The sequence below is a fragment of the Streptomyces sp. NPDC030814 genome (assembly GCF_055572155.1).
Genome location: NZ_JBVIDX010000048.1, coordinates 12,399 through 37,354, shown reverse-complemented (window position 1 = coordinate 37,354; position 24,956 = coordinate 12,399). Strand labels below are relative to the sequence as shown.

Here is a 24,956-nt window from a genome sequence, read left to right as displayed (position 1 = left end):
AACCGAAACCCACAACTGCCATGGTCATTCCTCGCCCACACCGGCCTGACCATCCACCCACCACATCCACCGAACTTACGAAAAGATCAGTAGTGCGCCGAGCCCGACAGTTGGAGTCCGACGACGCCCGTGATCACCAGGGTGATCGAGACGATCTTCAGGGTGGACACCACGTCGCCGAGGAAGATCATCCCGTAGATCGCCGTGCCGGCCGCGCCGATGCCCGTCCAGACCGCGTAGGCCGGGCCGACGTCGAGCTTCTTGAGGGAGAGGGTCAGCAGGCCGAAGCTGCCGAGGGCGAAGATACAGAAGGCGATGGTGGGCCAGAGTCTGGTGAATCCGTGCGAGAGCTTCAGACAGACGGCGAAGCCGGTCTCGAGCAGACCCGCCACGACAACCAGCAGCCACGCCATGTCTCGTCCTCCCGTGTCCCCACGTTCCGTGACCGCTTCATCCGATCTCGCCTGAATCGTCTGATCTCGTCTGACCTCGTGGGGTCTCGTCTGATCTCGTCAGTCTCGTCAGGTCTGGATCCGACTTGGTGCGATTATGCACTTACCGGGTGGAGGGGGGGCGCAAACAACGCGGAGGTCAGTCGCCTTCCCGTCGCTCGCGCGTCGAGAGCAGTCTGCGCAGGGAGTACAGCCGGGCCGGGTCCGCGTGCCCGTCGGCGACCCACTGGTCCAGCGCGCAGTCCGGCTCGTCGTGGCTGCACGCCCGCGGACAGCCCTCGGTGCCCGACTCCAGGTCGGGGAAGGCGTGGATGACCCGCGTCGGGTCGATGTGGGCGAGGCCGAAGGAGCGCACGCCGGGGGTGTCCACCACCCAGCCGCCGTCGGAGTCCGCGAGGGGGAGGGCCAGCGCCGAGGTCGTGGTGTGCCGGCCCCGGCCCGTCACCGCGTTGACATGGCCCGTCGTCCGGCGCCGGTCCTCGGGGACGAGCGCGTTGACGAGGGTCGTCTTGCCCACGCCCGAGTGGCCCACGAACGCCGTGACCTTGCCGTCGAGGTGCGCCCGCACCCGGTCGGCCGCGCCGCCCTGCTCCAGCTCCTCACGGCTCGTCACCACGAAGGGGATGTCGAGCGCCCCGTACAGCTCCAGGAGCTTGTCGGGGGAGGCGAGGTCCGACTTGGTCAGAACGAGGAGGGGTTCGAGACCGCCGTCGTACGCCGCGACCAGACAGCGGTCGATCAGCCGGGGGCGGGGCTCGGGGTCGGCGAGGGCGGTGACGATGGCGAGCTGGTCGGCGTTGGCGACGACGACGCGCTCGTACGGATCGTCGTCGTCGGCGGTGCGGCGCAGCACCGACGACCGGTCGGCGATGCGGACGATCCGGGCGAGGGTGTCCTTCTTGCCGGAGAGGTCTCCGACGAGGGCGACGGTGTCGCCGACGACCGCGGCCTTGCGGCCCAGCTCGCGGGCCTTCATCGCGATCACGATCCGGTCCTCGACGAGGCAGGTCAGCCGGCCCCGGTCGACGGTGAGGACCATGCCGTCGGCGGCGTCCTCGTGCTTCGGACGGATGTTCGTACGGGGGCGGTTGCCCTTGCGGTTGGGACGGGTCCGGATGTCGTCCTCGTCGGTGTGCTTGCCGTAGCGGCGCATGGTCGTCGTCCGCCCGTCAGTTCCCGAGCATCCCGGCCCACAGTTCGGGGAAGTCGGGCAGTGTCTTGGCCGTCGTCGCCACGTTCTCGATCCGTACGTCCTTCACGGCCAGGCCGATGATCGCACCGGCGGTGGCCATGCGGTGGTCGTCGTAGGTGTGGAAGACACCGCCGTGCAGCGGGCGCGGGCGGATGTGGAGGCCGTCGGCGGTCTCGGTGACGTCGCCACCGAGTTCGTTGATCTCCTTGGTGAGCGCGGCCAGACGGTCCGTCTCGTGGAGGCGGAGGTGGGCGACGCCGCGCAAGGTCGACGGGGAGTCGGCGAGGGCGGCGACCGCGGCGATGCCGGGGGTCAGCTCGCCCACCTCGCCGAGGTCCACGTCGATGCCGTGGATCGAACCGGAGCCCGTGAACACCAGCCCGTACTCGGTGAGTTCGCAAGAACCGCCCATCTCGGTGAAGATCTCACGGAGCTGGTCACCGGGCTGGGTGGTGTGCATGGGCCAGTCGGGGATGACGACCTTGCCGCCGGTGACCAGGGCCGCCGCCAGGAACGGCTGCGCGTTGGACAGGTCCGGCTCGATCGTCAGATCACGGCCGAGCAGCGCGCCCGGTGTGACCCGCCAGATGTTGGGCTCGCCGCCCGACTCCGGGGTGTCCACCTGGGCGCCTACCGAGCGCAGCATGTCGACGGTCATCCGGATGTGCGGCATGGAGGGCAGCGTCGAGCCGATGTGGCGGACCTCCACGCCCTGGTTGAAGCGCGGCGCGGACAACAGGAGCGCGCTCACGAACTGCGAGGAGGACGAGGCGTCGATCTCCACCGGGCCGCCGTCCAGGGCGCCGCTGCCGTGGACCGTCAGCGGCAGCGCACCGCGGCCGTCGTCGTCGATCCGGGCGCCCAGCGCGCGCAGGCCGTCGATCACACCGTGCAGGGGGCGCTCGTACGACCTCGGGTCGCCGTCGAAGCGGATGGGGCCGTCGGCGAGGGCGGCCACCGGGGGGAGGAAACGCATGACCGTGCCGGCGTTGCCGACGTCGACCGTGGCCGGGCCGCGCAGACCTGCCGGGAGGACGCGCCAGGCCTCGCCGGTGACCGCGGAGCCGCTCGTGGCGGAGGAGCTGGACGACACCGTCTCCTCGATGCCGACGCCCATCGCGCGCAGGGCGGCCGCCATCAGGAGGGTGTCACGGGAGCGGAGCGGGCGGCGCAACCAGCCCGGCTCGCTGGCGAGGGCGGCGAGGACGAGGGCGCGGTTGGTGACGGACTTGGACCCGGGCACGTGGACCGTCGCGTCGACGGCTCCGCTCGCGTGCGGGGCGGGCCAGAGGGCGGGCTGTGCGTTCAGGGCCATGGGCCCACTTTAGTGGGGGTTCGCTCCGCCGGGCTCAGCCGGTTGACGTGCGTCGCTTGTCGCCTGCGCGTTCGTTGTGGCTGATCGCGCGGTAGGGGGCGCCTCTGATCGGCGTCGGTGGCGGCGAGTTCGGCGCAGCCGCTCGCACAGTCACCGGTGGCCCCACGATGCACCCCTACGGGCGTCGTGTCGCACGCCCGTCACAGCCTCAGGAGCCACCGTCCGCCGCCCAGCAGGGCGCACACCGACACCACGTGGAACATCAGCAGCCATACCGTCGCCGGCACATGGGTCAGCCGGGAGAGCTGGTCCGCGTCGGAGTCGCCCGCTCCGCCCCGGCGGCGCTTGGCCTGGAGTTCGAAGGCGGGGCGTACACCGCCCAGAAGGAGGAACCACACCACCGCGTAGGCGAAGGCCGCCTGGACCTGGGGGCCGGCGAGCCAGGAGACGACGACGAAAGTGCCGCCGGTGAGCACGACCGTGAGGGCGCCGTATGCGTTCCGGATCATGATCAGCATGGCCACCAGGAGGATCGTGGCGAGCCACAGGAGCAGCGTGATGCGGCCGGACCCGAGGAGGGCGGCGCCGCCGAGGCCGAGGAGCGGGGGAGCGGGGTAGCCGGCGGCTGCGGTGAGGATCATGCCGAGACCCGTGGGCTTGCCGCGGCTGACGGTGAGGCCGCTGGTGTCGGAGTGCAGGCGTATGCCGGTCAGGGTGCGGCCGGTGAGCAGGGCGACCAGGCCGTGGCCGCCCTCGTGCGCGATGGTGATGGCGTTGCGCGAGAGCCGCCAGACGCCGTGCGGGACGACCACGGCGAGCGCGGCCACCGCGGTGGCGATGACGACCCAGGTGTCGGGGTCGGGCTGGGTGCCGAAGACCTCGTCCCACAGGCTGGCCAGCGAGGTGGCTGCGGTGCTTTGCATGGTCGGCGGTGGCTCCTCCGGGTCGCTTGGATCTGGAAGTGTGGCACTCAAGGGCGGACGGTATGTCAGACGCCGGGGTGGCGGGGATCGTTCCTGAGGGAAAACGCCCAGGTCACAGCGGTGTAGGCATGAGGTGCTGCCGGAAGATGAGCTCGACCGTGCCGGGGCCGGCAGGCGGTGGAGGCGCCCCAGGGCGATTCCGTCCGGCGCTGCCGCTCTCCCAGACAGGACGCCGGTGACGCGGCCCTGAGCCCTCCCGGCGGGCGGCAGGAGGACGGCACCGTCGTCCGTCGGTGACTGCGACACCGGGTGAGGCGGTCCGCCCCGCAGTTGGCCGGTGGTCTGCCACCCTTGGACGTGTCCGGGTGGAGAATCCGGTGTTTGCGCGGGTCGGAGGGGTGGTTCGAGATGTGCGGGCGGTATGCGTCGAGTCGCAGGCCGGAAGATCTCGCGGGAATCTTCGAGGTCGAGAGGTGGGAGCCGGAGGAGACCCTGGAGCCCGATTACAACGTGGCTCCCACCAAGGAGGTCTACGCGGTTCTGGACCGCCCCCTGAAGGACGCCGACGAGAAGAGGCCGGTCCGCCAGTTGCGCAAGCTGAAGTGGGGGCTCGTCCCCTCCTGGTCCAGGAATCCCGAGGGCGCCGCCCGGATGATCAACGCGCGCGCGGAGACCGTCCACGAGAAGCCCTCGTACCGGCGGGCCTTCGCGTCCCGGCGCTGCATCCTGCCCGCCGACGGCTACTACGAGTGGGTCACCGGCAAGCACGAGCGGGATCTGGAGGTCGAGGGCAAGAAGAAGCGCCCGCGCAAGCAGCCCTACTTCGTGCTCCCCGCCGACGGGTCCGTCTTCGCCATGGCCGGGCTGTACGAGTTCTGGCGGGACAAGACCCTGCCGGACGACCATCCCCAGGCCTGGTGGGTCACCTGTTCGGTGATCACGACGGAGGCGGAGACGACCCCACTGGCCGTGGCGCCCGCGGAGGGCCCGTACACGCTGGCGGAAATCCATCCCCGGATGCCGTTGATGCTCACGCCCGACCGCTGGGACAGCTGGCTGGACCCCGCCCGTACCGATCCCGACGATCTGCGCGGCCTGCTGGAGCCGCCGCCCGCCGGGCTGATGCGCGCCTACCCCGTCTCGACGGCCGTCAGCAACGTCCGCAACAACGCCCCGGAGCTGCTGAAGGAGCTGGAGGGCCCCGAGGAGGGCACACTCTTCTGACGTGAACGGGATCAGAGAAGAGATCGACACCGAGGCCGGCCCGGCCCGTGTCACCTGGTACGAGGCCCCGGACGCCCGGTGCGTTCTCGCCGTGAGCCATGGCGCCGGCGGCGGGATCGAGGCGCGCGACCTCCAGGCCCTCGCCAAGGTCCTTCCGGCGCACAGGGTCACCGTCGCGCTCGTCGAGCAGCCCTGGCGGGTGGCCGGAAAGAAGCTCGCGCCCGCGCCGAAGACCCTGGACGTCGGCTGGCGGGGCCTGTGGCCCGCTCTGGTGAAGCCGGGGCTGCCCGTGATCGCAGGCGGCCGCAGCGCCGGGGCCCGGGTGGCCTGCCGTACCGCGAAGGAACTCGGCGCCGCGGCCGTGCTCGCGCTGAGCTTCCCGCTGCATCCACCGGGCAAGCCGGAGAGGTCCCGCGCCGGCGAACTGCTCGGCGCCGGGGTGCCGACGCTGGTCGTCCAGGGCGGGAACGACCCGTTCGGGAGGCCGGAGGAGTTCCCGGAGGGCCCCCACACGCTCGTGGAGGTGCCGTACGGCGACCACGGCTTCGCCGTACCGAAGCGGGCGCCGCTCGATCAGGAGGCGGCACTGAAGGTGATCACCGACGGTGTAGTGGAGTGGAGCGCGTCCCTGCGCCGAACGAGCTGAGCCGGCCGGCCGGGACTCGCCGACGCGAGTGGAGCGGGTCACTCGGTAAGGAGTCGTCGGGAGTGCGGGAATGTTGCGTGACGGTCCTCTGTTGTGCGGATCAGACAGCGCGTAACCGTGCTGACCGTCGTACGTGAGAGGAAGTCCGCCGCATGGGTTCGACCATCTGCCCGACCCGCAGCAGCCGCGCTGACCTGGACTGGACGGTTCTGCACGCGGCGAAGAGCGCCCGTATTCGGGCGGCGGCGGGTGCGGATCGTCGTCTATCCTCCGAATCTGGTGGTACCGGTTTCGGTGCCGCACAGACACTGGAGGAGGTGGGTCCGGTCACTGGGACCGACGCAGGGACCGAACGGGGCCAGGCGGAGCAGCCCGAGGGCACGGAGACCGCCGCGGACCGCAACGCTCGTTTCGAGCGGGACGCGCTGGAGTTCCTCGACCAGATGTACTCGGCCGCGCTGCGCATGACGCGCAACCCGGCCGACGCCGAGGACCTGGTGCAGGAGACGTATGCGAAGGCGTACGCGTCCTTCCATCAGTTCCGCGAGGGCACGAACCTGAAGGCCTGGCTGTACCGCATCCTCACGAACACCTTCATCAACTCGTACCGCAAGAAGCAGCGCGAGCCCCAGCGCAGTGCGGCCGAGGAGATCGAGGACTGGCAGCTGGCGCGCGCCGAGTCGCACATGTCGACGGGTCTGCGCTCCGCCGAGTCGCAGGCGCTCGATCACCTGCCCGACTCGGACGTGAAGGAGGCGTTGCAGGCGATTCCCGAGGAATTCCGCATCGCCGTGTACCTCGCCGATGTCGAGGGCTTTGCGTACAAGGAGATCGCCGACATCATGGGGACCCCCATCGGTACGGTGATGTCCCGACTGCACCGGGGCCGCCGTCAACTGCGCGGCATGCTCGAGGACTACGCCCGTGACCGCGGGCTGGTCCCGGCCGGCGCCGGAGAGTCGAACGAAGCGAAAGGCTCGGGCTCATGAGCTGCGGAGAGCCGCACGAGACGGATTGCAGCGAGATCCTCGATCATCTCTACGAGTTCCTCGACCGTGAGATGCCCGACGCCGACTGCACCAAGTTCGAGCACCACTTCGAGGAGTGCTCGCCGTGCCTGGAGAAGTACGGTCTCGAACAGGCCGTCAAGAAGCTGGTCAAGCGGTGCTGCGGGCAGGACGACGTGCCGACCGACCTGCGGGCGAAGGTGATGGGGCGGATCGAGCTGATCCGCTCCGGGCAGACCGTCCCCGAGCACGAGGTCGCGGCCGGGCCGACGACACCGCAGGAGACCTGACCATCCGCACACCAGCGGTACGTGTGAACTGAGCCCGTTCCGGGCACGGCCGTCCGGCCGGCCTCGGAACGGGCTCAGTCGTGTGCCGTGCCCGGCTCAGACCTCCAGGCCGTTCTCTATGCGCTTCAGGCTGTGGCGGGCCAGCGCCAGATTGCCGCGGGAGCGGTCGAGGGCTAGGTAGAGGAAGAGCGCACCCTTGCTGCTGCTCAGCGGGCGGATCAGGTGGTACTGCTCGCCCAGAGTGATCAGGATGTCCTCGATCACGTCGTTCATGTCGAGCGAGGCCAGCGTGCGCATCTTGGAGCGCATGACCTCGGTGTTCCCGGCTGCCGCGAGTTCGAGGTCGAGGTGCTGTCCGCCGCCGAGGGTGCCGAGCGACATACCGCTCTCGTAGTCGACCAGCGCCACGCCGATCGCACCGTCGACCGTCATGGCTTCCTTGAGTGCGGTCTCGATGTTCATCTTGCTGCCCCAATTCCTCAGTGCTGCTGACCGGTCACTGTCCGGCCATCTACGATCGAACGTGAGCGATCCCTGGGTCGTAAGCGCCAACTTTGTTGCGCGTTTCGGAAGTTGACGCTCAAAGTACTGTGCGGCGCGTGAACGTGGAGGGCGAATGGGGGAAAGGGCGACCGCGCTCCAGGCCTCCCTGGACCGGCTTCTCGACGCTCCAGGCGTCACCGGCGTCGCCCTGATCGACGCCGTCACCGGGCTCACCTACGGAACCGCGGGCGACGCTGCCCAGGCCGGGACCGGGACGGAGGTCTGTGACCTCGCCGCGCTCATCTCCGAGCGGCTCGGCCGGGCGGGGGCCGCGGGGGAGTTGGAGAGCGTGGTCATGACCAGCAGGCGACGCCATCAGGTGTTGCTCTCCGTGCACCGATCGGTCGGCGACCCTCTGCTCATCGCGGCCGGTCTCGACCGGGAGCGGGCCAATGTGGCCCTGGCGCTGCGCGGTCTCGGCGACCGGGCCCGCGAGGTGCTGGCGTGAAGACTCCCTCGGCGCGCAATCTGCCGGCCCTGCTCCAGGCACTGCACCAGGAGGGCTTCACCGGCACGGTCAGGGTCGCCGGTGCCCCGGGTGGCACGATTCATCTCCGCGGCGGTCTGGTGGGCGCCATCGAGACACCGGGCGCGCCGACCGCGTCGTCCGCGCTGCTCGCCTCCGGCCGGATCGGCGACGACGCCTGGCTGGCGGCATGCGCGGCCGAGCCCGACGCGGACCGACTTGGCTCTCATCTGGTGGCCGCCGGTCTGATCGGCGCCGCCGAACTGGAGGTCGTCTGCACGGCGGCCGTCTATGACGGGGCGTTCGCGATGGCGCTGAGCCCGCCCGGCGACTGGGAGCTGACCGAGCGTGAACCCACGCTGACTGCACGGCCCGGGATCGAACCCCGACCGCTGGCCGAGGAGACCACCCGCCGTGTCGCACTGCTGTCCCGGCTCCACGGCCCCGCGGGCGAACTGGCCCGGGTCCGGCCCGGCCCGGTCGCCGGGCGGGCGCGCCCCGGAGCCGCCGACCGGCTGACGCCACGTCACCGCGACCTCGTGGAGAGCGCCAACGGGCGCCGCACCCCGCGCGACATCGCCTTCGCACGAGGGCGCGGACTCTACGCGGTGATGCTGGACCTGATCCGGCTGGAGGCGCTCGACGTCGTCCAGTGGGAGACCACGACCGTGCCCGAAGGGCGGCCCAGCACCGCGCCCCGGGTGCCCGAGCGGTCCGCGTCACCGCCCGACGAGCCGTCACCGAGGGCCGGGCCCCTGCCCAGACGCAGGCCGGGTGCGGGCTTCCCCACCGGCGACTTCGACGCGAAGGGCGGGTAGTGAGCTCAGACCAGGACCCGGCCCGCAAGCGCCGCCGACGTACCAAGGCAGCCCGCCTCCGGCGTCGCCCCACCCCAAGAACCCGGCCGGGCCCCGACCGCCCGGCTCCCTCCGCCCTCGCAGCCTCCGCCGAGCCCGGTACCACGGCCGCACCAGGACCGGGACCGAGCGGGGGCGACTCCACCACCCAGCCGCCTTCGTCCGCCGAGTCAGGTCCGACGGCCGTACCAGGGTCGGGACCGACCGGCGATCCCACCACCCGGCCCCCTTCGTCCACCGAGCCCGGTCCGACGGCCGTACCACGGTCGTCGTCCGTCGGGCCCGCCTCCCCGACCCCGGAACCGGAACCACCGGTGGCCGCCCGAACGGGGGGCCCACCCGGGCAACGGCCCCCGTTACCCGTGCGCAAACCCGCGCGGGACACGGGGCCGGTGCCGGACGCCGCCGCCCGGGGGCACGGGTCGGAGACCTCCGCCGCGACGCCGCCCTTCCCTCCCCTGTCCCTGCTGTCGCCCGAGGAACTCCTCGCCGACCAGCCCTCCCTGGAAATGCTGCGGCGCGTCCGCCGCGGGCTGCGGGCTCTCCCCGAATCCGACCGGAACCCCTCCGACTGAGCCCTTCGGACCGCACCCTCCCCACCGCAGACGTCTTGAACAAGGAGCACGTCCCCATGACCGCACACGCATCGACCGAAACGATCACCGGCATCCTGACCGCGCTGCGTGACCGGGTGCTGGGCGTCTCCGAGAGCGTCCTGTCCACCGTGGACGGGCTCCTCGTCGTCGCCGACGTCGACAAGACGCACCCCGAGTCCGTCGCCGCGCTCGCCGCCGCCACGCTTGGCGTCAGCCGCCGCATGGCCGACCAGTCCCGCTCCGGCACACTCCGCGAGGTGGTCATCCGCTGCGGAGCCGGCCACGTCATCGTCGTGGCCGTCGGCGAACGGACCCTCCTGACCGTCATGGGAGACGACGGCCTCGACATCGCCGCGTTCCAACGCGAGTCCCCGGCAACCGTGGAGCAACTCACCAAGGCTCTCGCGGCGGACGTGGCAGGCTGAGACCGCGCCCGCCGGAGGCGGGGTGCCCCCGCCCGCCACGCCCTTCCCACCAGGAACCCCATTTCACCCGAATGAGTTAATCCGGCCATCGCGGCGCAGGGGATTCACCCGTAGTCACCCCCACCCGTGCCGACCCGCCCTACGCTCCGGAAGCTGAATCTCGGGAGGGGCGCATGAGGTCGGTTCCGGCATGGGCACGTGTGTACGTCGCCTGTACCGTGCTCGCGGCCCTCGTCTGTCTCACCGGCCTGCCGGGAACGCGAGCCCCCTGGTGGGCGGTGGCCCTGCTCGCCGCCCTGTACGCCGGCTGCGAGCAGATCACCCGTTGCCGTTTCGTCGGCCACTTCGCCCCCCGGGACATGGGCGCCTTCTTCCCGGTCCTCCTCGCGGGTGCCTTCCTGCTGCCGCCTCCCGTTGCCGCGCTGGTGGCGGTGCCGGGCTCGCTGATGTCCCATGTCGAGCAGCGGCCGCGCGGGCTGCGGCGAGTCTGGCGCGCGGCCCAGCTGGTCCTCGCGGTGTGGGCCGCCTCCCGGACGCACTGGGCGCTGGGCGGCCGGGACGCGGTCGTCGGCCCCGACTTCCCGTACGCGCTGCTGCCCGCCGGCGCCGCGGTCCTGACCTTCTGTGCGGCGCTCGCCCTCCTCGACGGCGGCATCCTGGCGCTGGCCGAGCGGGTGCCGTGGCGTGCCGCCTGGCGGGGGCTCTTCCTCCGGTGGCTGGCACCCGTCGCCGCCCATGGGCTCGCCGGGCTGATGATGGCAGTGCTCTGGCGCAGCCCGTACGGTCCCGTCGCGGCGCTGCTGGTCCTGCTGCCGATGTACGTGTCCTGCTGGGTGTTCGCGCAATACCACCGCGAGCGGGCGGCGCACCAGGCGACGATTCGCGCGCTCGTGCAGGCCGTCGACATCAAGGACGCCTACACACGCGGCCACAGCGAACGGGTCGGGCAGGCGTCCGTGATGATCGCCCGGGAGCTGGGCATGGACGACGAGCGTGCCGAGGTGCTGCGCTTCGCCGGAATCTTGCACGACGTGGGGAAGCTGGGGGTGCCGACGAGGCTGCTGCGCAAGGACGGGCCGCTCACCCCGGAGGAGCGGCGGGTCGTCGAACTGCATCCCGAGTACGGGCACGAGATGGTGCGCGGCATCTCCTTCCTCGGGGAGGCGCGGGCGGCGGTGCTGCACCACCACGAGCGGATGGACGGGAGCGGGTATCCGTACGGGCTGGCCGGGAGCCAGATCCCCGAGGCCGCGAGGCTGGTGGCGGTGGCCGACGCGTTCGACGCGATGACCTCGACACGGTCCTACCGACGGGGCCGCCCGGTCGCCGCCGCGCTGGCGGAGCTGGAGCGCTGCGCCGGGACGCAGTTCGACCCCGTGATGGTGGGAGCGCTGCGGCGGGCGTTGTCCCGATGCGGCTGGGAGCCCTTGGTGATCGCCGGGCCATGCCGAAACGTCCCGGCGCCGGGGACGCCGGTGGCCGAGCGTGATGACACCCCACGCGCTGGTGCCGCAACCGGTGCGACGAGGCGAGGAATGGCAGCGCATGAAGCCGCCCGGGGCGGAGTGGCCGAGACCGGTGCGGGCGAGCGCGGAGCGGTCGAACCGGATGTGGCGGGGAGGCGTGCCCGGTGAGTTGCCCGAGTGCGCCCCGGATCCCGCTGCTGCCCGTCCTCCTCCGGGCCCTCGCCGTCCTGCTCGTGCTCGCCGCTCTGGGGCACACCCTCTGGTACGGCCTCGACGAGCCCGGAGCCGCCCTCGCGTTCGGTGTGCTCGTGGGGGTGGGGGAGCTGTCCCGATGGAGTGGGACGGAGGGGAGGGAGCAGGCGCCGCTGGGCGCGGCCGGGGGGCTCGCTTACGCGCTGCTGGGGGAGAGCGCGGGGCGGTCGACGGAACACGAGGTGCCGCAGGTCGTGGCCGTGGTCGCCGTGGGCGTGCTGCTCGGGTGTGCGCCGCGTGCGGCCAGGGGGCGCGGGACCGCCGCCGACCACCTCGCCCGGCGCGTGCTCACCGTCGCCTTCGCCGCTGTCTGCTTCCAGCCCCTGCAGGACAGCGGCCGGCTGCTGGGCTGGAGCGGGCACGCGCGCGTGCTGTTGCTCGTCGGGCTGCTCGTGGTGACCGCCCTGTGCGACGCCGTCCTGGCAGCGGGCCTGGCATGGGCACGGACGCGGTGGCCGTACGGGCCCCTGCTGCGGGACGAGCTGCGGGGGTTGCTCGGGATCGGTTCGGCGGTGTGCGCGACCGGGGTCGTGATCGCCGTGGCGGTCGGGGTCGCCGGCCTGTGGGCGCTGCCGGTGTTGTCGCTTCCGCTGCTGCTCACCCAGCTGTCGTTCCGGCGGTACGAGGCCGTGCGGACCACCTACCGTCAGACCATCGCCTCGCTGGCCCGGGCCACGGAGATCGCCGGGTACACCCCGCCGGGCCATGCCCGCAGGGTCGCCGCGCTCAGTCGCGAGGTGGGGCGGGAGCTGGGGCTGGGCGAGCCGGAGCTGACGGTGCTGGAGTACGCGGCACTCATGCACGACATCGGGCAGCTCAGCCTGGTCGACCCGGTGCCGGCCGGCGCCACCGCCGGCCTCCCGGCGGCGCAGCAGCGCCGGATCGCGCTGCTGGGCGGCGCGGTCGTCCGGCAGACCGGGGTGGACACCGAGGTCGCCGTGGTGGTGGAGCGCCAGGCCGATCCGTACCGTGAGCAGCCGGTCGGCGCGCGGATCGTCCGGGCGGTGAACGCATATGAGGAGAAGACTCGGGAAGCAGGGCCCGAAGGGCCGCTCAGGGCACTGGAGGAACTGCGGCTCGCGACGGCGCACGACTATCAGCCAGAGGTGGTCGAATCGCTCGCCAGGGTGGTCGCACGAGACGGTCTGACCTTGCCCGTGGTGGGGTAACCCATGGGTAATGAGCGGCCCTCCTTCCGTCCGTGGTTGGATGCGAGGGAGAGGGTGCCCGGGGGCGACGGCCGGCCCACTCCACGGAATCGGCAGGCGGGAACCGTAACTGGCAGGCGGGAATCGTGAGGATCTTCGGCAAGGGACGGCATCGGCCCTCCGCCTCGTGGCGGCAGGCCACCGACCGGGCGTTCACGCTCATCGGCGACGGTCGTTACGAGGACGCGGGGGCGCTGCTGACACGTGCCGCGGACCTGGAGCCGTGGCTTTCCGAGTCCTGGTTCAACCTCGCGCTGCTGCACAAGTTCCGGCACGACTGGGAGCAGGCCAGGACGGCCGGGCTCAGGGCCGTCGCACTGCTCGACCGGGAGACCGGGGCGCCCGACTGGTGGAACGTGGGCATCGCCGCCACCGCCTTGCAGGACTGGCCGCTGGCGCGCCGCGCCTGGCAGGCGTACGGACTGCGGGTGCCCGGCGGCGCTGCCCGGCCGAAAGCCGGGGGCGGCGTCGCCGACACCGGTGAGCCGGTCGGCATGGCCCTGGGCAGCGCTGCCGTACGGCTCTCGCCGGAGGGCGAGGCCGAGGTCGTGTGGGGGCGCAGGCTCGACCCGGCGCGCATAGAGGTGCTCTCCATTCCGCTGCCGTCGTCCGGGCGGCGCTGGGGCGAGGTCGTCCTGCACGACGGGGTCCCGCACGGCGAGCGGACCACGGCCGCCGGACACGCGTACCCGGTGTTCGACGAGATCGAACTGTGGGCGCCTTCGCCGGTGCCCACCTGGGTGGTGCTGCTGGAGGCCGCCACGGAGTCCGACCGGGACGCGCTGGAACGGCTCGCGGCCGACGCGGGCTTCGCCGCGGAGGACTGGTCGTCGTCGGTGCGGCTGTTGTGCCGGCTGTGCTCGGAGTCCCGGATGCCGTCCGACGAGGGCGACGGGGACCACATGGACCCGCACGACCACAGCGAGCCGGGGCATCCGGGGCCCCTGGGGCACGTCACCGACGGACAGTTGTGGGTGCCCGAGCGGGAGTGCGGCATCGCCGCGCCGGCGTCGCTGGTCCGGGGGCTGCTGGACGGGTGGGTCGCGGACAGTCCGGATTCCAGGGACTGGCGGGATCTGGAAGAGGTCTGCTAGGGGCTGTGCGGTTGCGCGCCGAGACGTGGGCCGCGGGCGGCCGGTCACGCGGTTACCGGCGCTCCTCTCCGGCGCTGCCCGTACCCTGTATCAGCAACTCAACCCTTGTTTTTTGAGGAAGGCGTACGTCTGTCATGGCTCAGCAGGACACCGAACAGCAGCACGTGGGCGTGCTCCCCGTCGACGGCGAGGGGTTCGTCGTCGACACGGAGGACTGCGAGGAGCGCGAGCAGGCGTACCGCGAGCGCGGCACTTCGCGGCCCATCACCGTCGTCGGCAACCCGGTGCTGCACAAGGAGTGCAAGGACGTCACCGAGTTCGACGACGAGCTCGCCAAGCTGGTGGACGACATGTTCGCCAGCCAGCGCACCGCCGAGGGCGTGGGCCTCGCCGCCAACCAGATCGGCGTCGACCTGAAGGTGTTCGTGTACGACTGCCCGGACGACGAGGGCAACCGCCACGTCGGCGTCGTCTGCAACCCCAAGCTGGTCGAACTGCCCGCCGACAAGCGCCGGCTGGACGACAGCAACGAGGGCTGCCTGTCGGTGCCGACCGCCTACATGCCGCTCGCCCGGCCCGACTACGCCGAGGTCACCGGCCAGGACGAGAAGGGCAACCCGATCAAGGTGCGCGGCACCGGGTACTTCGCGCGGTGCCTCCAGCACGAGACCGACCACCTGTACGGCTACCTGTACATCGACCGGCTCTCCAAGCGCGACCGCAAGGACGCCCTGCGGCAGATGGCCGAGAACGAGCCCCGCTACCCCGTGGTCGCGAACGACTGAACCGCCAACCGACACCCCGGGTGCGCGTTCCGGGCGGCTGCCGACCGCCTGGATACGGGCCGGCCGCCATTCTCAGGCGGCGGCCTCCGGGCCCCGGAAGGTGCGACGGTAGGCCTGCGGGGTGGTGCCCAGGGACCGTACGAACTGATGGCGCAGGGTGGCCGCCGTGCCGAAGCCGGTGCGCCAGGCGATCGTGTCCATCGTCTCGTCGGTCGCCTCCAGCAACCGCTGTGCCAGCAGCACCCGTTGACGCAGGATCCAGCGGTACGGGGTGGTCCCCGTCTCCTGCTGGAAGCGGCGGGCGAACGTACGCGGCGACATGTGGGCGCGCGCCGCGAGCTGCTCGACGGTGACCTCCTCGTCGAGATGGCGCTCCATCCACGCCAGCACCTCACCGACCGTGTCGCACTGCGAGCGCGGCAGCGGCCGGTCGATGTACTGGGCCTGGCCCCCGTCCCGGTGCGGGGGCACGACCATGCGCCGGGCGATCCTGTTGGCGACCTCCGGCCCCTGCTCCTTGCGGACGATGTGCAGACAGGCGTCGATACCGGCCGCCGTGCCCGCCGAGGTGATCACCGGGTCCTCGTCCACGTACAGCACGTCCGGCTCCACGACCGCGCGCGGATACTGCCGGGCCAGCTCGTCGGAGTGCCGCCAGTGCACCGTGCAGCGCCGGCCGTCCAGCAGCCCGGCCGCACCGAGCACGAACACCCCCGAACACACGCTCAGCACCCGGGCGCCCCGGTCGGCCGCCCGGCGCAGCGCCTCCAGCAGATCCGTCGGATAGATCCGCCGCACATAGCTCTCGCCGGCCGGGACGACGATCAGGTCGGCCTCGTCGAGGCGGTCCAGTCCGTACGGCGTCGAGATCGTGAACCCGGCGTGCGTCCGCAGGGTCGGGCCCTCCGCGGAGGCGACCGCGAAGTCGTACACCGGAAGGCCCTCGTCGCTGCGGTCCAGACCGAAGACCTCGCAGACAACGCCGAGTTCGAAGGGGTGCACGCCGTCCAGGAGGACGGCCGCGACGTTTGTGAGCATGCCCTCCAGTGTGCCTTGTAGATGGCAGTAATTGGAGGGTGTACGGCAGTACTGCCACTGTTTGTAAGGAGTGTTCCGCGTGACAGTGGTGTCCATGAACACGACACAGCTGCAAGCGCTCATCGGAACCCTGGTCGTACTCGGCGTGCTCGCCGTGATCGTGCTGCCCGCCGTCATCGGCGTCGTCCACGACCGGCGTGTGGACCGGCAGCTCAGGGAGGCGGCGGAGCGCCAGGCCGCCATCGACGGGGCGCGGCCCGAGCGGCGCCCCCGCGGCTCCGCCTCCCGCCGCTTCGCCCGCACGGTCTGACGACGAAGACCGTCAGGTTCCCGGCGCCGTCACCGTCAGGGACAACTCGGGCGTGAGGCCGGCCACGTCGGTGTGCGCGGCCGCGATGTCGATCACCTCCCCGGCCTGACGTCGACCGCGCGGGTCACATCGGCCGGGGACGCGATCACGCTCAAGTGACCCCGGCGGGCCGGGGTCGAGCCGATTCGCCGGTCCTAGAAGTCCTCGTCCAGGTCGACGGTGCCCTCCACCGCGACCTGGTACGCGGACGGACGCCGCTCGAAGAAGTTGGTCAGCTCCTGGACGCCCTGCAGCTCCATGAAGGAGAAGGGGTTCTCCGAGCCGTACACCGGTGCGAAGCCGAGCCGCGTCAGCCGCTGGTCGGCGACGCACTCCAGGTACTGCCGCATGGAGTCGGTGTTCATGCCCGGCAGGCCGTCACCGCACAGGTCGCGGGCGAACTGCAGCTCCGCCTCCACGGCCTCCCGCAGCATGTCCGTCACCTGCTGCTGGAGCTCGTCGTCGAAGAGGTCCGGCTCCTCCTTGCGGACGGTGTCGACCACGTCGAACGCGAAGCTCATATGCATCGTCTCGTCGCGGAACACCCAGTTGGTGCCCGTGGCCAGACCGTGCAGCAGGCCCCGGCTGCGGAACCAGTAGACGTACGCGAAGGCGCCGTAGAAGAACAGGCCCTCGATGCACGCCGCGAAGCAGATGAGGTTGAGCAGGAAGCGGCGGCGGTCGGCCCGGGACTCCAGGCGGTCCAGCTTCTCCACCGAGTCCATCCACTTGAAGCAGAACTCGGCCTTCTCACGGATGGACGGGATGTTCTCCACCGCCGCGAAGGCCGCCGCCCTGTCCTCCGGGTCGGGGAGGTAGGTGTCCAGCAGCGTCAGGTAGAACTGGACGTGGACGGCCTCCTCGAAGAGCTGCCGCGACAGATACAGCCGCGCCTCGGGGGAGTTGATGTGCTTGTACAGCGTCAGCACCAGGTTGTTGGCGACGATCGAGTCGCCCGTCGCGAAGAAGGCGACCAGACGGCCGATCAGGTGCTGCTCGGCGGGGCTGAGCTTCGCGAGGTCGGCGACGTCCGAGTGGAGGTCGACCTCCTCCACGGTCCACGTGTTCTTGATGGCGTCCCGGTAGCGCTCGTAGAAGTCCGGATAGCGCATGGGACGCAGAGTCAGCTCGAAGCCGGGGTCGAGGAGATTCTGGGTGCTGGACATTACTGGCAGGCCTCGCAGGACTCGGGGTTCTCAAGGGAGCAGGCGACGGCATCGGGGTCGGCCGCCTGCTGCACGGGGATGGTCTTCTGGGGCTGGGCGGGAAGCTGCGTCTGGGCCTGGCCCTGGGCGGCGCGGGCGATGCGGGTCGCCGGGCGCGAGCGCAGGTAGTACGTCGTCTTCAGTCCCGACTTCCAGGCGTACGCGTACATCGAGGAGAGCTTGCCGATGGTCGGGGTCTCCAGGAACAGGTTCAGCGACTGGGCCTGGTCCAGATACGGCGTGCGGGCGGCGGCCATGTCGATCAGCCCGCGCTGGGGGATCTCCCAGGCCGTGCGGTACAACGCCCGGACGTCGGCCGGGATCCATGCGAAGTCCTGCACCGAGCCGTTCGAGTCGCGCAGCGCCTCACGGGTGCGGGCGTCCCAGACGCCCAGCTCCTTGAGGTCCTTCACCAGGTAGGAGTTGACCTGGAGGAACTCGCCGGAGAGGGTCTCGCGCTTGAACAGGTTGGACACCTGCGGCTCGATGCACTCGTACACACCGGCGATCGAGGCGATGGTCGCGGTGGGCGCGATGGCGAGGAGCAGCGAGTTGCGCATGCCGACGGTCGCCACGCGCTCGCGCAGGGCCGCCCAGCGCTCCGGCCAGGTGAACTCGACACCGTAGTGGTCGGGATGCAGCACACCGCGGGCCGTACGGGTCTTCTCCCAGGCCGGCAGCGGGCCGTGGCGCTCGGCGAGGTCGGCGGAGGCCTCGTACGCGGCGAGCATGATGCGCTCGGCGATCCGGGTGGACAGGGCCTTCGCCTCGGCCGAGTCGAAGGGCAGACGCAGCTTGAAGAAGACGTCCTGGAGGCCCATCGCGCCGAGGCCCACGGGGCGCCACTTGGCGTTCGAACGGCCCGCCTGCTCGGTCGGGTAGAAGTTGATGTCGACGACCCGGTCCAGGAAGGTCACGGCGGTGCGGACGGTCGCGTCCAGCCGCTGCCAGTCCAGGTCACGGGCCGTGAGGTCGACGAAGGCGCCCAGGTTCACCGAGCCCAGGTTGCAGACCGCCGTCTCCCCGTCGTCCGTGACCTCGAGGATCTCCGTGCAGAGGTTGGAGGAGTGGACGACGTGGCCCGGCTCGGCCGTCTGGTTGGCGGTGCGGTTGGCGGCGTCCTTGAACGTCATCCAGCCGTTGCCGGTCTGCGCGAGGGTCCGCATCATGCGGCCGTACAGGTCACGGGCCGGGATGGTCTTCCTCGCCAGCCCGTCCGCCTCCGCCTTGCGGTACGCGGCGTCGAACTCCGCGCCCCACAGGTCGACCAGTTCGGGCACGTCGGCCGGCGAGAACAGCGACCACTGCTCGTCCGCGTTGACCCGGCGCATGAACTCGTCCGGGATCCAGTGCGCCAGGTTCAGGTTGTGCGTACGGCGGGCGTCCTCACCGGTGTTGTCGCGCAGCTCCAGGAACTCCTCGATGTCGGAGTGCCAGGTCTCCAGGTAGACCGCGGCGGCGCCCTTGCGCCTGCCTCCCTGGTTCACGGCGGCGACCGAGGCGTCCAGGGTCTTCAGGAACGGCACGATGCCGTTGGAGTGGCCGTTGGTGCCGCGGATCAGCGAACCGCGCGAACGGACACGGGAGTACGACAGCCCGATACCGCCCGCGTGCTTCGAGAGGCGGGCCACCTGGTGGTAGCGGTCGTAGATGGAGTCCAGCTCGTCCAGCGGGGAGTCGAGGAGGTAGCAGGACGACATCTGGGGGTGTCGCGTACCGGAGTTGAAGAGGGTGGGGGAGGAGGGCAGGTAGTCGAGGCGGCTCATCAGCCCGTAGAGCGCGGCGACCTCGTCCACGGACCGCGCGGTGTCGTCCTCCGCGAGACCGCTCGCCACCCGCAGCATGAAGTGCTGGGGCGTCTCCACGACCTTGCGGGTGAGGGGGTGCCTCAGGAGGTAGCGGCTGTGGAGCGTGCGCAGCCCGAAGTAGCCGAAGCGGTCGTCGGCGGCCGGGTCGACGAGCGCGTCGAGACGCTCGGCGTGCAGACGCGCGAACTGCGCCGTGCGGTCGGCGACGAGCCCTTCCCGGTGGCCCACGGCGATGGACTCCGTGAAGGTGGTGACGCCCTGGGAGGCGGCCTCGGCACGGATGGAGATCGTCAGCAGCCGGGCGGCCAGCTTCGAGTAGGCGGGGTCCTCGGAGATGAGGCCGGCGGCCGCCTCCGTGGCCAGCTCGCGCAGCTCCGTCTCGTCCGCCCGCGCGGACCGGCCGCGCAGCGCGGCGGCGGCGACCCGGCCGGGGTCGGCGTCGGAGAGGTCGGCGGTCAGCTCGGTCAGGGTCCGCAGCAACGCGGCACCGGGACCGTCGGTCTCCGTCGCCGGGGTGGCGGAAGCCGGTCCGCCGGGAGCCGGGGCGGCTGAAACCGGGTCGGCTGGCGCGATGGTCACGTGGGGGCTCTCCCTCGCTCGGCACGGGGCCCTGCGGAGGACAGGCAGCAGCACACGAGCGCACGGGGGCGTCGCGTCCACCGGCCCATTCCACGAGGCCCGGACGTCAGGGCACCCGGACCGGACGGCCGGGCGCACCGTCGGCAGGTCCTCGGACTGGACTCGCGTACGAACGCACGCAAGTACACCGTTGCGGGACAGTTCCGGATTCGCACCGGATTCCCCTGCGGCGACAGCGAGCATGAGCATACATCTTGTGTTGGGCTGCCGGTCCACCCCCAGATGTTGTGTCGCGGTGACTTCGGAGCGTGTCATAGCGTCAACTCATAGGTGAGCAGCGTGAGGTCCGGGAGGTGCGGGATCGGGTTCCAGTCGCGCGCCGGCGTTCGAGTGAACCCCATACGTTCGTAGATGCGGTGGGCGGAGCGCATGGCGCGCTGGGTCGACAGCACGACCCGTACGCATCCTTCGACGGCTCTGGCGCGCTCGACGCAATCCCGCACGAGGGCCTCGCCGATGCCACGGCCGCGGGCGGCGTGGTCGACCGCCAGCATCCGGATCTCGGCCTCGCCGACGGAGGCGATGTCGGCCATGGGGCCTCCGGCCGGGACGAAGGTCACCCCGCCGACCACCCGTCCGTCCGCCACGGCGACGAGAACCTCGGCCGCGTCGGCCCGCTTCGCCACGTCCCGCAGTTCGCCGAGGTACTCGTCGCTCTCGCCGAAGTCCAGCAGCCCGTCGGCGAGGTACGCCTGGGCGGTGATCTCGCCGAGGTCGGCGTACTCGTCGGGGGAGATGTGCCTGATGGTGATGTCCATGGATCGCAGTCTGCAACAGGGGGCGGTCGGCAGGTCCGCGGTTGTCCACAGGGGCGTTTGATCGTGTGATTGTCAGTGTGGGTGGGTGGGGAGGTGGGTTCGTCGGGTGGATGGATGGACGGACGGGTCGGGCCGGGGCCGGTTGTTCAGACCGGGTGGGTCGTTCAGGCCACCGCCGGCCAGAGCGGCAGCGTCGTCACGAAGTGCTCACTGAAGTCGCGGGGGCCCGGGCCGAGGGCGACGCGGCCGGTGGTGCGGAGGCGGGCGGTCAGGGAGGGGGACTCGGAGTAGTACACCCGTCGGGCGTCGGCCGGCACGAACACGGTCTGGCCGCGGGTGAGTTCGCTCGCGCACTCCACGACCACGGCCCCCTCGGCGGCCGTCACGAACGCCTCGTCCCCGCACACCCCGACGGCCAGTGGATCGTGCAGCGGACATGTGCCGTCCCCGCCGTGGCGGGTGTAGGCGTTCATGTACGTCCGCATCAGCCGGGCGGCGAGGGCCGTGCCGGGGCCCGCCGCCTCCAGCGCCGCGAGGTCCGCGGGGCGGAACAGCCAGCGGTGGGAGGCGTCCAGGTCGACCATGGTGAAGGGGATGCCTGAGGAGAGCACGATCTCGGCGGCGTCCGGGTCGGCCCAGATGTTGAACTCGGCGACCGGGGTGAAGTTCCCCGGCACCTGCGCGGCGCCGCCCATGAACACGAACTTCGCGATGCGGCGGGCGAAGCCCGGATCCTCCAGCAGGGCGACAGCGACGTTCGTGAGCGGGCCGGTGGCGCAGACCGTCAGCTCACCCTCGTACGCGCGGGACAGGCGCAGCAGGGCCTGTGCGGAGGACTCCGTGGGGTGCGGGGCGGCCGAGTCGGGCAGGGACTCGTCGCCGAGCCCGGCCGGGCCGTGGAAGGCGGATGCCTCGCGGTAGGGGAGGCGCGACAGGGGGCGCCCCGCGCCTCGGTGGACGGGGACGTCGGCGTCGATGCGGAGGGCGCGGGCCAGGGCGCGGGCGTTGCGGTAGGTGGCGTCGGAGGGAAGGTTGCCGCCGACGGAGGTGTAGGCCCTGAGGTCCCAGAGACCTGTGCCGAGCAGGTACTGGAGGGCTACGGCGTCGTCGATACCGGGGTCGCTGTCCAGGACGATCGGTGTGGGGGCCGTCACGTGGTCAGGGTAGACGGGGGCGCCCCGCCGCCGGTGCCGTTTCACCGCCAGGGTCTGCGCCCCTTCCCCCCCCTGGGCGCCTTTGAGCTCGGGGGCTCCTGGGGGTCGGCGGACGCGGGTTCGCCGTGGTTGCTCGCGCAGTCCCCGCGCCCCGTTCGGGCCTTCGGCCCGTCGAGGGGCCTCGGCCCGTCCGAAGGGGCGCGGGGTCCTTTACGCCAGCGAATCAGTGGCTCGAACCCGCCGTCGCCGGAGGCAGTTCCACCTGGACTCCCGCGTCGCCCGCGTCGGCCGTGTAGTCGCTCGGCTTGGTCTCGTCGATGCCGTCGGGGGCCTTGGCCGCCCGGAGGACGAAGGTGAGGACCACGGTGACGACGACATTCAGGACGAAGGCGGTGAGGCCGATGTAGCCGATCTCACCGATGCCGGGGATCTCCGCGGAGGAGCCGCCGAAGTGCTTCTGGGTCGGCGAGGAGACGTTCCACGCGGCGACCGTCCCGTAGATCATGCCGACCGCCCAGCCGGCCAGAAGGGCCCAGCGGTGACACCACCGGGTGAAGAGGCCGCCGACGAGGGCCGGGAACGTCTGGAGGATCCAGATGCCGCCGAGAAGCTGGAAGTTGATGGCGACGGTCTTGTCCATCGTCAGGACGAAGACCAGCGCGCCGACCTTCACCAGCAGCGACACCAGCTTGGAGACCTTGGTCTCCTGCGCCGGCGTGGCGTCGGGCTTGATGAAGTCCTTGTAGATGTTGCGGGTGAAAAGGTTCGCCGCGGCGATGGACATGATCGCCGCGGGCACCAGCGCGCCGATGCCGATCGCCGCGAAGGCCACGCCCGCGAACCAGTCCGGGAACATGGTCTCGAACAGCTGCGGGATAGCCAGCTGGCCGTTCTGCACCTTCACACCCGCCGCGATCGCCATGAAGCCCAGCAGGGCGAGCAGGCCGAGCATCAGCGAGTACAACGGCAGGATCGTGGTGTTGCGGCGGATCACCTCGCGGCTCTTCGAGGACAGCGTCGCGGTGATCGAGTGCGGGTACATGAAGAGCGCGAGCGCCGAGCCGAGGGCCAGGGTCGCGTACGTCCACTGGTTGGCGTCGCCCGGGACCAGTGCCCCGCGTGGCGCGCCCGTCGCCGGGTTGGTCTGGCCGTACGCCTCGCTCGCCTTGGCGAAGATGTCGTCGAAGCCGCCCAGCTTGATCGGGATGTAGATGATCGCCACCGCGATGACGATGTAGATCAGGGTGTCCTTCACGAACGCGATCAGCGCGGGGGCGCGGAGGCCGGAGGAGTAGGTGTACGCGGCCAGGACGCCGAAGGCGATCAGTAGCGGCAGGTCCTTGATGAACCAGTTGGTGTTCTCGCCGCCGCCGACGCCCATCACGTCCAGGACGGCCTGGATGCCGACGAGCTGGAGGGCGATGTAGGGCATCGTTGCCAGGATGCCGGTCAGGGCCACCGCCAGCGACAGGCCCTTCGAGCCGAAACGGCCGCGGACGAAGTCCGACGTGGTCACGTACCCGTGCCGGTGCGACACCGACCACAGGCGGGGCAGGAACGTGAAGATCAGCGGGTAGACCAGGATCGTGTAGGGCACGGCGAAGAAGCCGGCCGCACCCGCCGCGTAGATCGCCGCCGGGACGGCGACGAAGGTGTACGCGGTGTAGAGGTCGCCGCCGAGCAGGAACCAGGTGATCCAGGTGCCGAACGACCGTCCGCCCAGACCCCATTCGTCGAGGCTGTGCTCGTTCTCGGCCTTGCGCCAGCGGGCGGCCATGAAGCCCATGACCGTGACGGCCAGGAAGAAGAAGATGAAGACGGCGAGTGCCACGCCGTTCACGCCGTCCTTCACTGTGCGGCACCCCCGTCCTCGGACCGCCGGGACTTGCGGGCTCGCTGGTCACGCTGCCACAGCGAGTAGGCGGCGGCCGTGAGCGCGGTGGAGATCAGGACCCAGGCCATCTGGTACCAGTAGAAGAACGGGATGCCGATGAACGCCGGGTCCGTCTTGGCGTACGAACCGACCCAGAGCATCGCCACGAACGGGGCGAACAGGAACAGGGCGATGACCACTCTGACAGGTGTCACCGCCGGTGTCTCCGGTGATTGCACTTCGGACGCATTGGACATACCAGGGCTCCGTCCCCTCACTGATCACCTGAGCAATGCGCTGGAAATCTAAGGGACTGTTCCGCTGGGCGTAACCCCTGCCCGCATAACGGATTTGCGGAGGCTTCCCATCCCGTGCGTCACCTGTGGCGCACGGGATGGCCACCGCTGTGGACGGTACGTATCGCCGCGGGTGGTCGGCTGCCGCCGTGGACGGTCGCCTGCCGCGGACCGGTCAGTCCTGCGGGCGCTTCAGCCGCGCCACGAACTTGTAGCGGTCGCCCCGGTAGACGGACCGTACCCACTCCACCGGCTGTCCCTCCTTGTCCACGGAGTGGCGGGAGAGCATCAGCATCGGCAGACCCACGTCCGTGCCGAGCAGGCCGGCCTCGCGGGGGGTGGCCAGCGAGGTCTCGATGGTCTCCTCGGCCTCGGCGAGATGGACGTCGTACACCTCGGCGAGAGCGGTGTAGAGGGACGTGTACTTGACCAACGACCTGCGCAGGGCGGGGAAGCGCTTGGCGGACAGATGGGTCGTCTCGATGGCCATCGGCTCGCCGTTCGCCATGCGGAGCCGCTCGATCCGCAGCACCCGTCCGCCCGCCGTGATGTCCAGCAGCCCGGCGAGGGTGTCGTCGGCGGTGATGTAGCCGATGTCCAGCAGTTGGGAGGTCGGTTCCAGTCCCTGGGCGCGCATGTCCTCGGTGTAGGAGGTGAGTTGCAGGGCCTGCGAGACCTTCGGCTTGGCGACGAACGTGCCCTTGCCCTGGATGCGCTCCAGACGGCCCTCGACCACCAGTTCCTGGAGTGCCTGTCGCACGGTCGTGCGTGAGGTGTCGAACTCGGCCGCGAGGGTCCGCTCCGGCGGGACCGGTGTGCCGGGCGGCAGTGTTTCGGTCATGTCCAGCAGGTGCTTCTTGAGGCGGTAGTACTTGGGCACGCGTGCGGTACGGACGTTCGCCCCGTTCTCGTTCTCCGCACTGCTGACGTCGGTGCTCATGCTCCGCCTTCCCGGCTCCTAGTGGCGTGATCCTTCTGTATACCCGCACAGCCCCTGCTGGTCTAGTCCACGGAGGGGGCTCCGCTGGTCTACTCCGAGAAGGTGCAGTGGTCTACCCGAAGAGTGTGACTCAACCGCTCGGTTTTCGCTGCCTT

The 24,956-nt window shown here is 70.9% G+C and carries 26 protein-coding genes and 1 riboswitch; of the genes, 13 read left to right on the top strand and 13 right to left on the bottom strand.

What is annotated here, in order from left to right; genetic code table 11:
- Window positions 1-86: 86 nt before the first annotated feature.
- From ACZ43N_RS42150 to ACZ43N_RS42135, 4 genes are all read right to left on the bottom strand, one after another.
- A complete protein-coding gene (locus tag ACZ43N_RS42150; protein WP_468105105.1) occupies window positions 87-413 on the bottom strand; it encodes a DMT family transporter in 327 nt (108 codons plus the stop codon).
- A gap of 178 nt (window positions 414-591) precedes the next feature.
- The gene (gene rsgA / locus ACZ43N_RS42145; RefSeq protein ID WP_468105103.1) at window positions 592-1,605 is read right to left on the bottom strand and encodes a ribosome small subunit-dependent GTPase A; all 1,014 of its coding nucleotides are present in this window, start codon (window positions 1,603-1,605) and stop codon (window positions 592-594) included.
- A gap of 16 nt (window positions 1,606-1,621) precedes the next feature.
- Window positions 1,622-2,959: a 3-phosphoshikimate 1-carboxyvinyltransferase gene (gene aroA, locus ACZ43N_RS42140; protein WP_468105101.1), complete on the bottom strand. Its 1,338-nt coding sequence runs from the start codon at window positions 2,957-2,959 to the stop codon at window positions 1,622-1,624.
- 200 nt (window positions 2,960-3,159) lie between these two features.
- Window positions 3,160-3,882 carry a M50 family metallopeptidase gene (locus ACZ43N_RS42135; RefSeq protein ID WP_468105099.1) on the bottom strand — a complete coding sequence of 241 codons (723 nt, stop codon included), beginning with the start codon at window positions 3,880-3,882 and terminating at the stop codon, window positions 3,160-3,162.
- A 408-nt stretch (window positions 3,883-4,290) separates the two neighbouring features.
- On the opposite strand from ACZ43N_RS42135, the gene ACZ43N_RS42130 reads away from it, so the two are divergent.
- The 4 genes from ACZ43N_RS42130 (at window position 4,291) to rsrA (ending at window position 7,049) form a co-directional block, all read left to right on the top strand.
- Complete coding sequence (locus ACZ43N_RS42130; RefSeq protein WP_468105110.1) at window positions 4,291-5,106, top strand: SOS response-associated peptidase; 816 nt, start codon at window positions 4,291-4,293, stop codon at window positions 5,104-5,106.
- A 10-nt stretch (window positions 5,107-5,116) separates the two neighbouring features.
- A complete protein-coding gene (locus tag ACZ43N_RS42125; RefSeq protein WP_468105109.1) occupies window positions 5,117-5,752 on the top strand; it encodes an alpha/beta hydrolase family protein in 636 nt (211 codons plus the stop codon).
- Window positions 5,753-6,069: 317 nt separating this feature from the next.
- A complete protein-coding gene (sigR, locus tag ACZ43N_RS42120) occupies window positions 6,070-6,741 on the top strand; it encodes an RNA polymerase sigma factor SigR (protein ID WP_055523577.1) in 672 nt (223 codons plus the stop codon).
- Window positions 6,738-7,049, top strand: coding sequence for a mycothiol system anti-sigma-R factor (rsrA, locus tag ACZ43N_RS42115; protein ID WP_468105098.1), 312 nt, complete (start codon window positions 6,738-6,740; stop codon window positions 7,047-7,049). Before sigR ends, rsrA begins: the two co-directional genes overlap by 4 nt.
- A gap of 96 nt (window positions 7,050-7,145) precedes the next feature.
- Here the strand turns inward: rsrA and ACZ43N_RS42110 are convergent, their stop codons facing one another.
- Window positions 7,146-7,511, bottom strand: coding sequence for a hypothetical protein (locus tag ACZ43N_RS42110; RefSeq protein ID WP_468105097.1), 366 nt, complete (start codon window positions 7,509-7,511; stop codon window positions 7,146-7,148).
- Window positions 7,512-7,665: 154 nt separating this feature from the next.
- On the opposite strand from ACZ43N_RS42110, the gene ACZ43N_RS42105 reads away from it, so the two are divergent.
- From ACZ43N_RS42105 to def, 8 genes are all read left to right on the top strand, one after another.
- Window positions 7,666-8,040 (top strand): hypothetical protein, encoded by a 375-nt coding sequence (locus ACZ43N_RS42105; RefSeq protein ID WP_468105095.1) that lies wholly within the window; start codon window positions 7,666-7,668, stop codon window positions 8,038-8,040.
- A complete protein-coding gene (locus ACZ43N_RS42100) occupies window positions 8,037-8,876 on the top strand; it encodes a DUF4388 domain-containing protein (RefSeq protein ID WP_468105094.1) in 840 nt (279 codons plus the stop codon). The genes ACZ43N_RS42105 and ACZ43N_RS42100 overlap by 4 nt, the downstream gene beginning before the upstream one ends.
- A gap of 401 nt (window positions 8,877-9,277) precedes the next feature.
- Window positions 9,278-9,490, top strand: a complete 213-nt coding sequence (locus ACZ43N_RS42095) for a hypothetical protein (RefSeq protein WP_468105092.1) — start codon at window positions 9,278-9,280, stop codon at window positions 9,488-9,490.
- Between the two features lie 56 nt (window positions 9,491-9,546).
- Window positions 9,547-9,936, top strand: a complete 390-nt coding sequence (locus ACZ43N_RS42090) for a roadblock/LC7 domain-containing protein (RefSeq protein ID WP_468105091.1) — start codon at window positions 9,547-9,549, stop codon at window positions 9,934-9,936.
- A gap of 173 nt (window positions 9,937-10,109) precedes the next feature.
- Entirely contained in the window at window positions 10,110-11,570 is a 1,461-nt protein-coding gene (locus ACZ43N_RS42085; protein ID WP_468105089.1) for an HD-GYP domain-containing protein, read from the top strand.
- Window positions 11,567-12,823, top strand: a complete 1,257-nt coding sequence (locus ACZ43N_RS42080) for an HD-GYP domain-containing protein (protein ID WP_468105087.1) — start codon at window positions 11,567-11,569, stop codon at window positions 12,821-12,823. The genes ACZ43N_RS42085 and ACZ43N_RS42080 overlap by 4 nt, the downstream gene beginning before the upstream one ends.
- A 125-nt stretch (window positions 12,824-12,948) precedes the next feature.
- The gene (locus ACZ43N_RS42075; RefSeq protein ID WP_468105085.1) at window positions 12,949-13,956 is read left to right on the top strand and encodes a tetratricopeptide repeat protein; all 1,008 of its coding nucleotides are present in this window, start codon (window positions 12,949-12,951) and stop codon (window positions 13,954-13,956) included.
- 134 nt (window positions 13,957-14,090) lie between these two features.
- Entirely contained in the window at window positions 14,091-14,741 is a 651-nt protein-coding gene (def, locus tag ACZ43N_RS42070) for a peptide deformylase (RefSeq protein WP_468105083.1), read from the top strand.
- 72 nt (window positions 14,742-14,813) lie between these two features.
- On the opposite strand, the gene ACZ43N_RS42065 is transcribed toward def, so the two are convergent.
- Window positions 14,814-15,779, bottom strand: coding sequence for a helix-turn-helix domain-containing protein (locus ACZ43N_RS42065; protein ID WP_468105081.1), 966 nt, complete (start codon window positions 15,777-15,779; stop codon window positions 14,814-14,816).
- Window positions 15,780-15,873: 94 nt separating this feature from the next.
- On the opposite strand from ACZ43N_RS42065, the gene ACZ43N_RS42060 reads away from it, so the two are divergent.
- Window positions 15,874-16,089 carry a hypothetical protein gene (locus ACZ43N_RS42060; RefSeq protein ID WP_468105080.1) on the top strand — a complete coding sequence of 72 codons (216 nt, stop codon included), beginning with the start codon at window positions 15,874-15,876 and terminating at the stop codon, window positions 16,087-16,089.
- Window positions 16,090-16,283: 194 nt separating this feature from the next.
- Here ACZ43N_RS42060 and ACZ43N_RS42055 read toward each other — a convergent pair whose 3' ends face one another.
- The 7 genes from ACZ43N_RS42055 to ACZ43N_RS42025 form a co-directional block, all read right to left on the bottom strand.
- Window positions 16,284-17,294 carry a ribonucleotide-diphosphate reductase subunit beta gene (locus tag ACZ43N_RS42055; protein WP_468105078.1) on the bottom strand — a complete coding sequence of 337 codons (1,011 nt, stop codon included), beginning with the start codon at window positions 17,292-17,294 and terminating at the stop codon, window positions 16,284-16,286.
- The gene (locus ACZ43N_RS42050) at window positions 17,294-19,720 is read right to left on the bottom strand and encodes a ribonucleoside-diphosphate reductase subunit alpha (RefSeq protein WP_468105076.1); all 2,427 of its coding nucleotides are present in this window, start codon (window positions 19,718-19,720) and stop codon (window positions 17,294-17,296) included. Before ACZ43N_RS42050 ends, ACZ43N_RS42055 begins: the two co-directional genes overlap by 1 nt.
- A 125-nt stretch (window positions 19,721-19,845) precedes the next feature.
- Window positions 19,846-19,969: riboswitch (cobalamin riboswitch) on the bottom strand.
- Between the two features lie 62 nt (window positions 19,970-20,031).
- Window positions 20,032-20,538, bottom strand: a complete 507-nt coding sequence (locus tag ACZ43N_RS42045) for a GNAT family N-acetyltransferase (protein WP_468105074.1) — start codon at window positions 20,536-20,538, stop codon at window positions 20,032-20,034.
- A gap of 164 nt (window positions 20,539-20,702) precedes the next feature.
- Window positions 20,703-21,692, bottom strand: a complete 990-nt coding sequence (locus ACZ43N_RS42040) for a nucleoside hydrolase (RefSeq protein ID WP_468105072.1) — start codon at window positions 21,690-21,692, stop codon at window positions 20,703-20,705.
- A 223-nt stretch (window positions 21,693-21,915) separates the two neighbouring features.
- Entirely contained in the window at window positions 21,916-23,544 is a 1,629-nt protein-coding gene (gene mctP / locus ACZ43N_RS42035) for a monocarboxylate uptake permease MctP (RefSeq protein WP_468105070.1), read from the bottom strand.
- Complete coding sequence (locus ACZ43N_RS42030; protein WP_468105069.1) at window positions 23,541-23,822, bottom strand: DUF3311 domain-containing protein; 282 nt, start codon at window positions 23,820-23,822, stop codon at window positions 23,541-23,543. The genes mctP and ACZ43N_RS42030 overlap by 4 nt, the downstream gene beginning before the upstream one ends.
- Before the next feature lie 214 nt (window positions 23,823-24,036).
- The gene (locus ACZ43N_RS42025; RefSeq protein WP_468105067.1) at window positions 24,037-24,801 is read right to left on the bottom strand and encodes a GntR family transcriptional regulator; all 765 of its coding nucleotides are present in this window, start codon (window positions 24,799-24,801) and stop codon (window positions 24,037-24,039) included.
- Window positions 24,802-24,956: the final 155 nt, after the last annotated feature.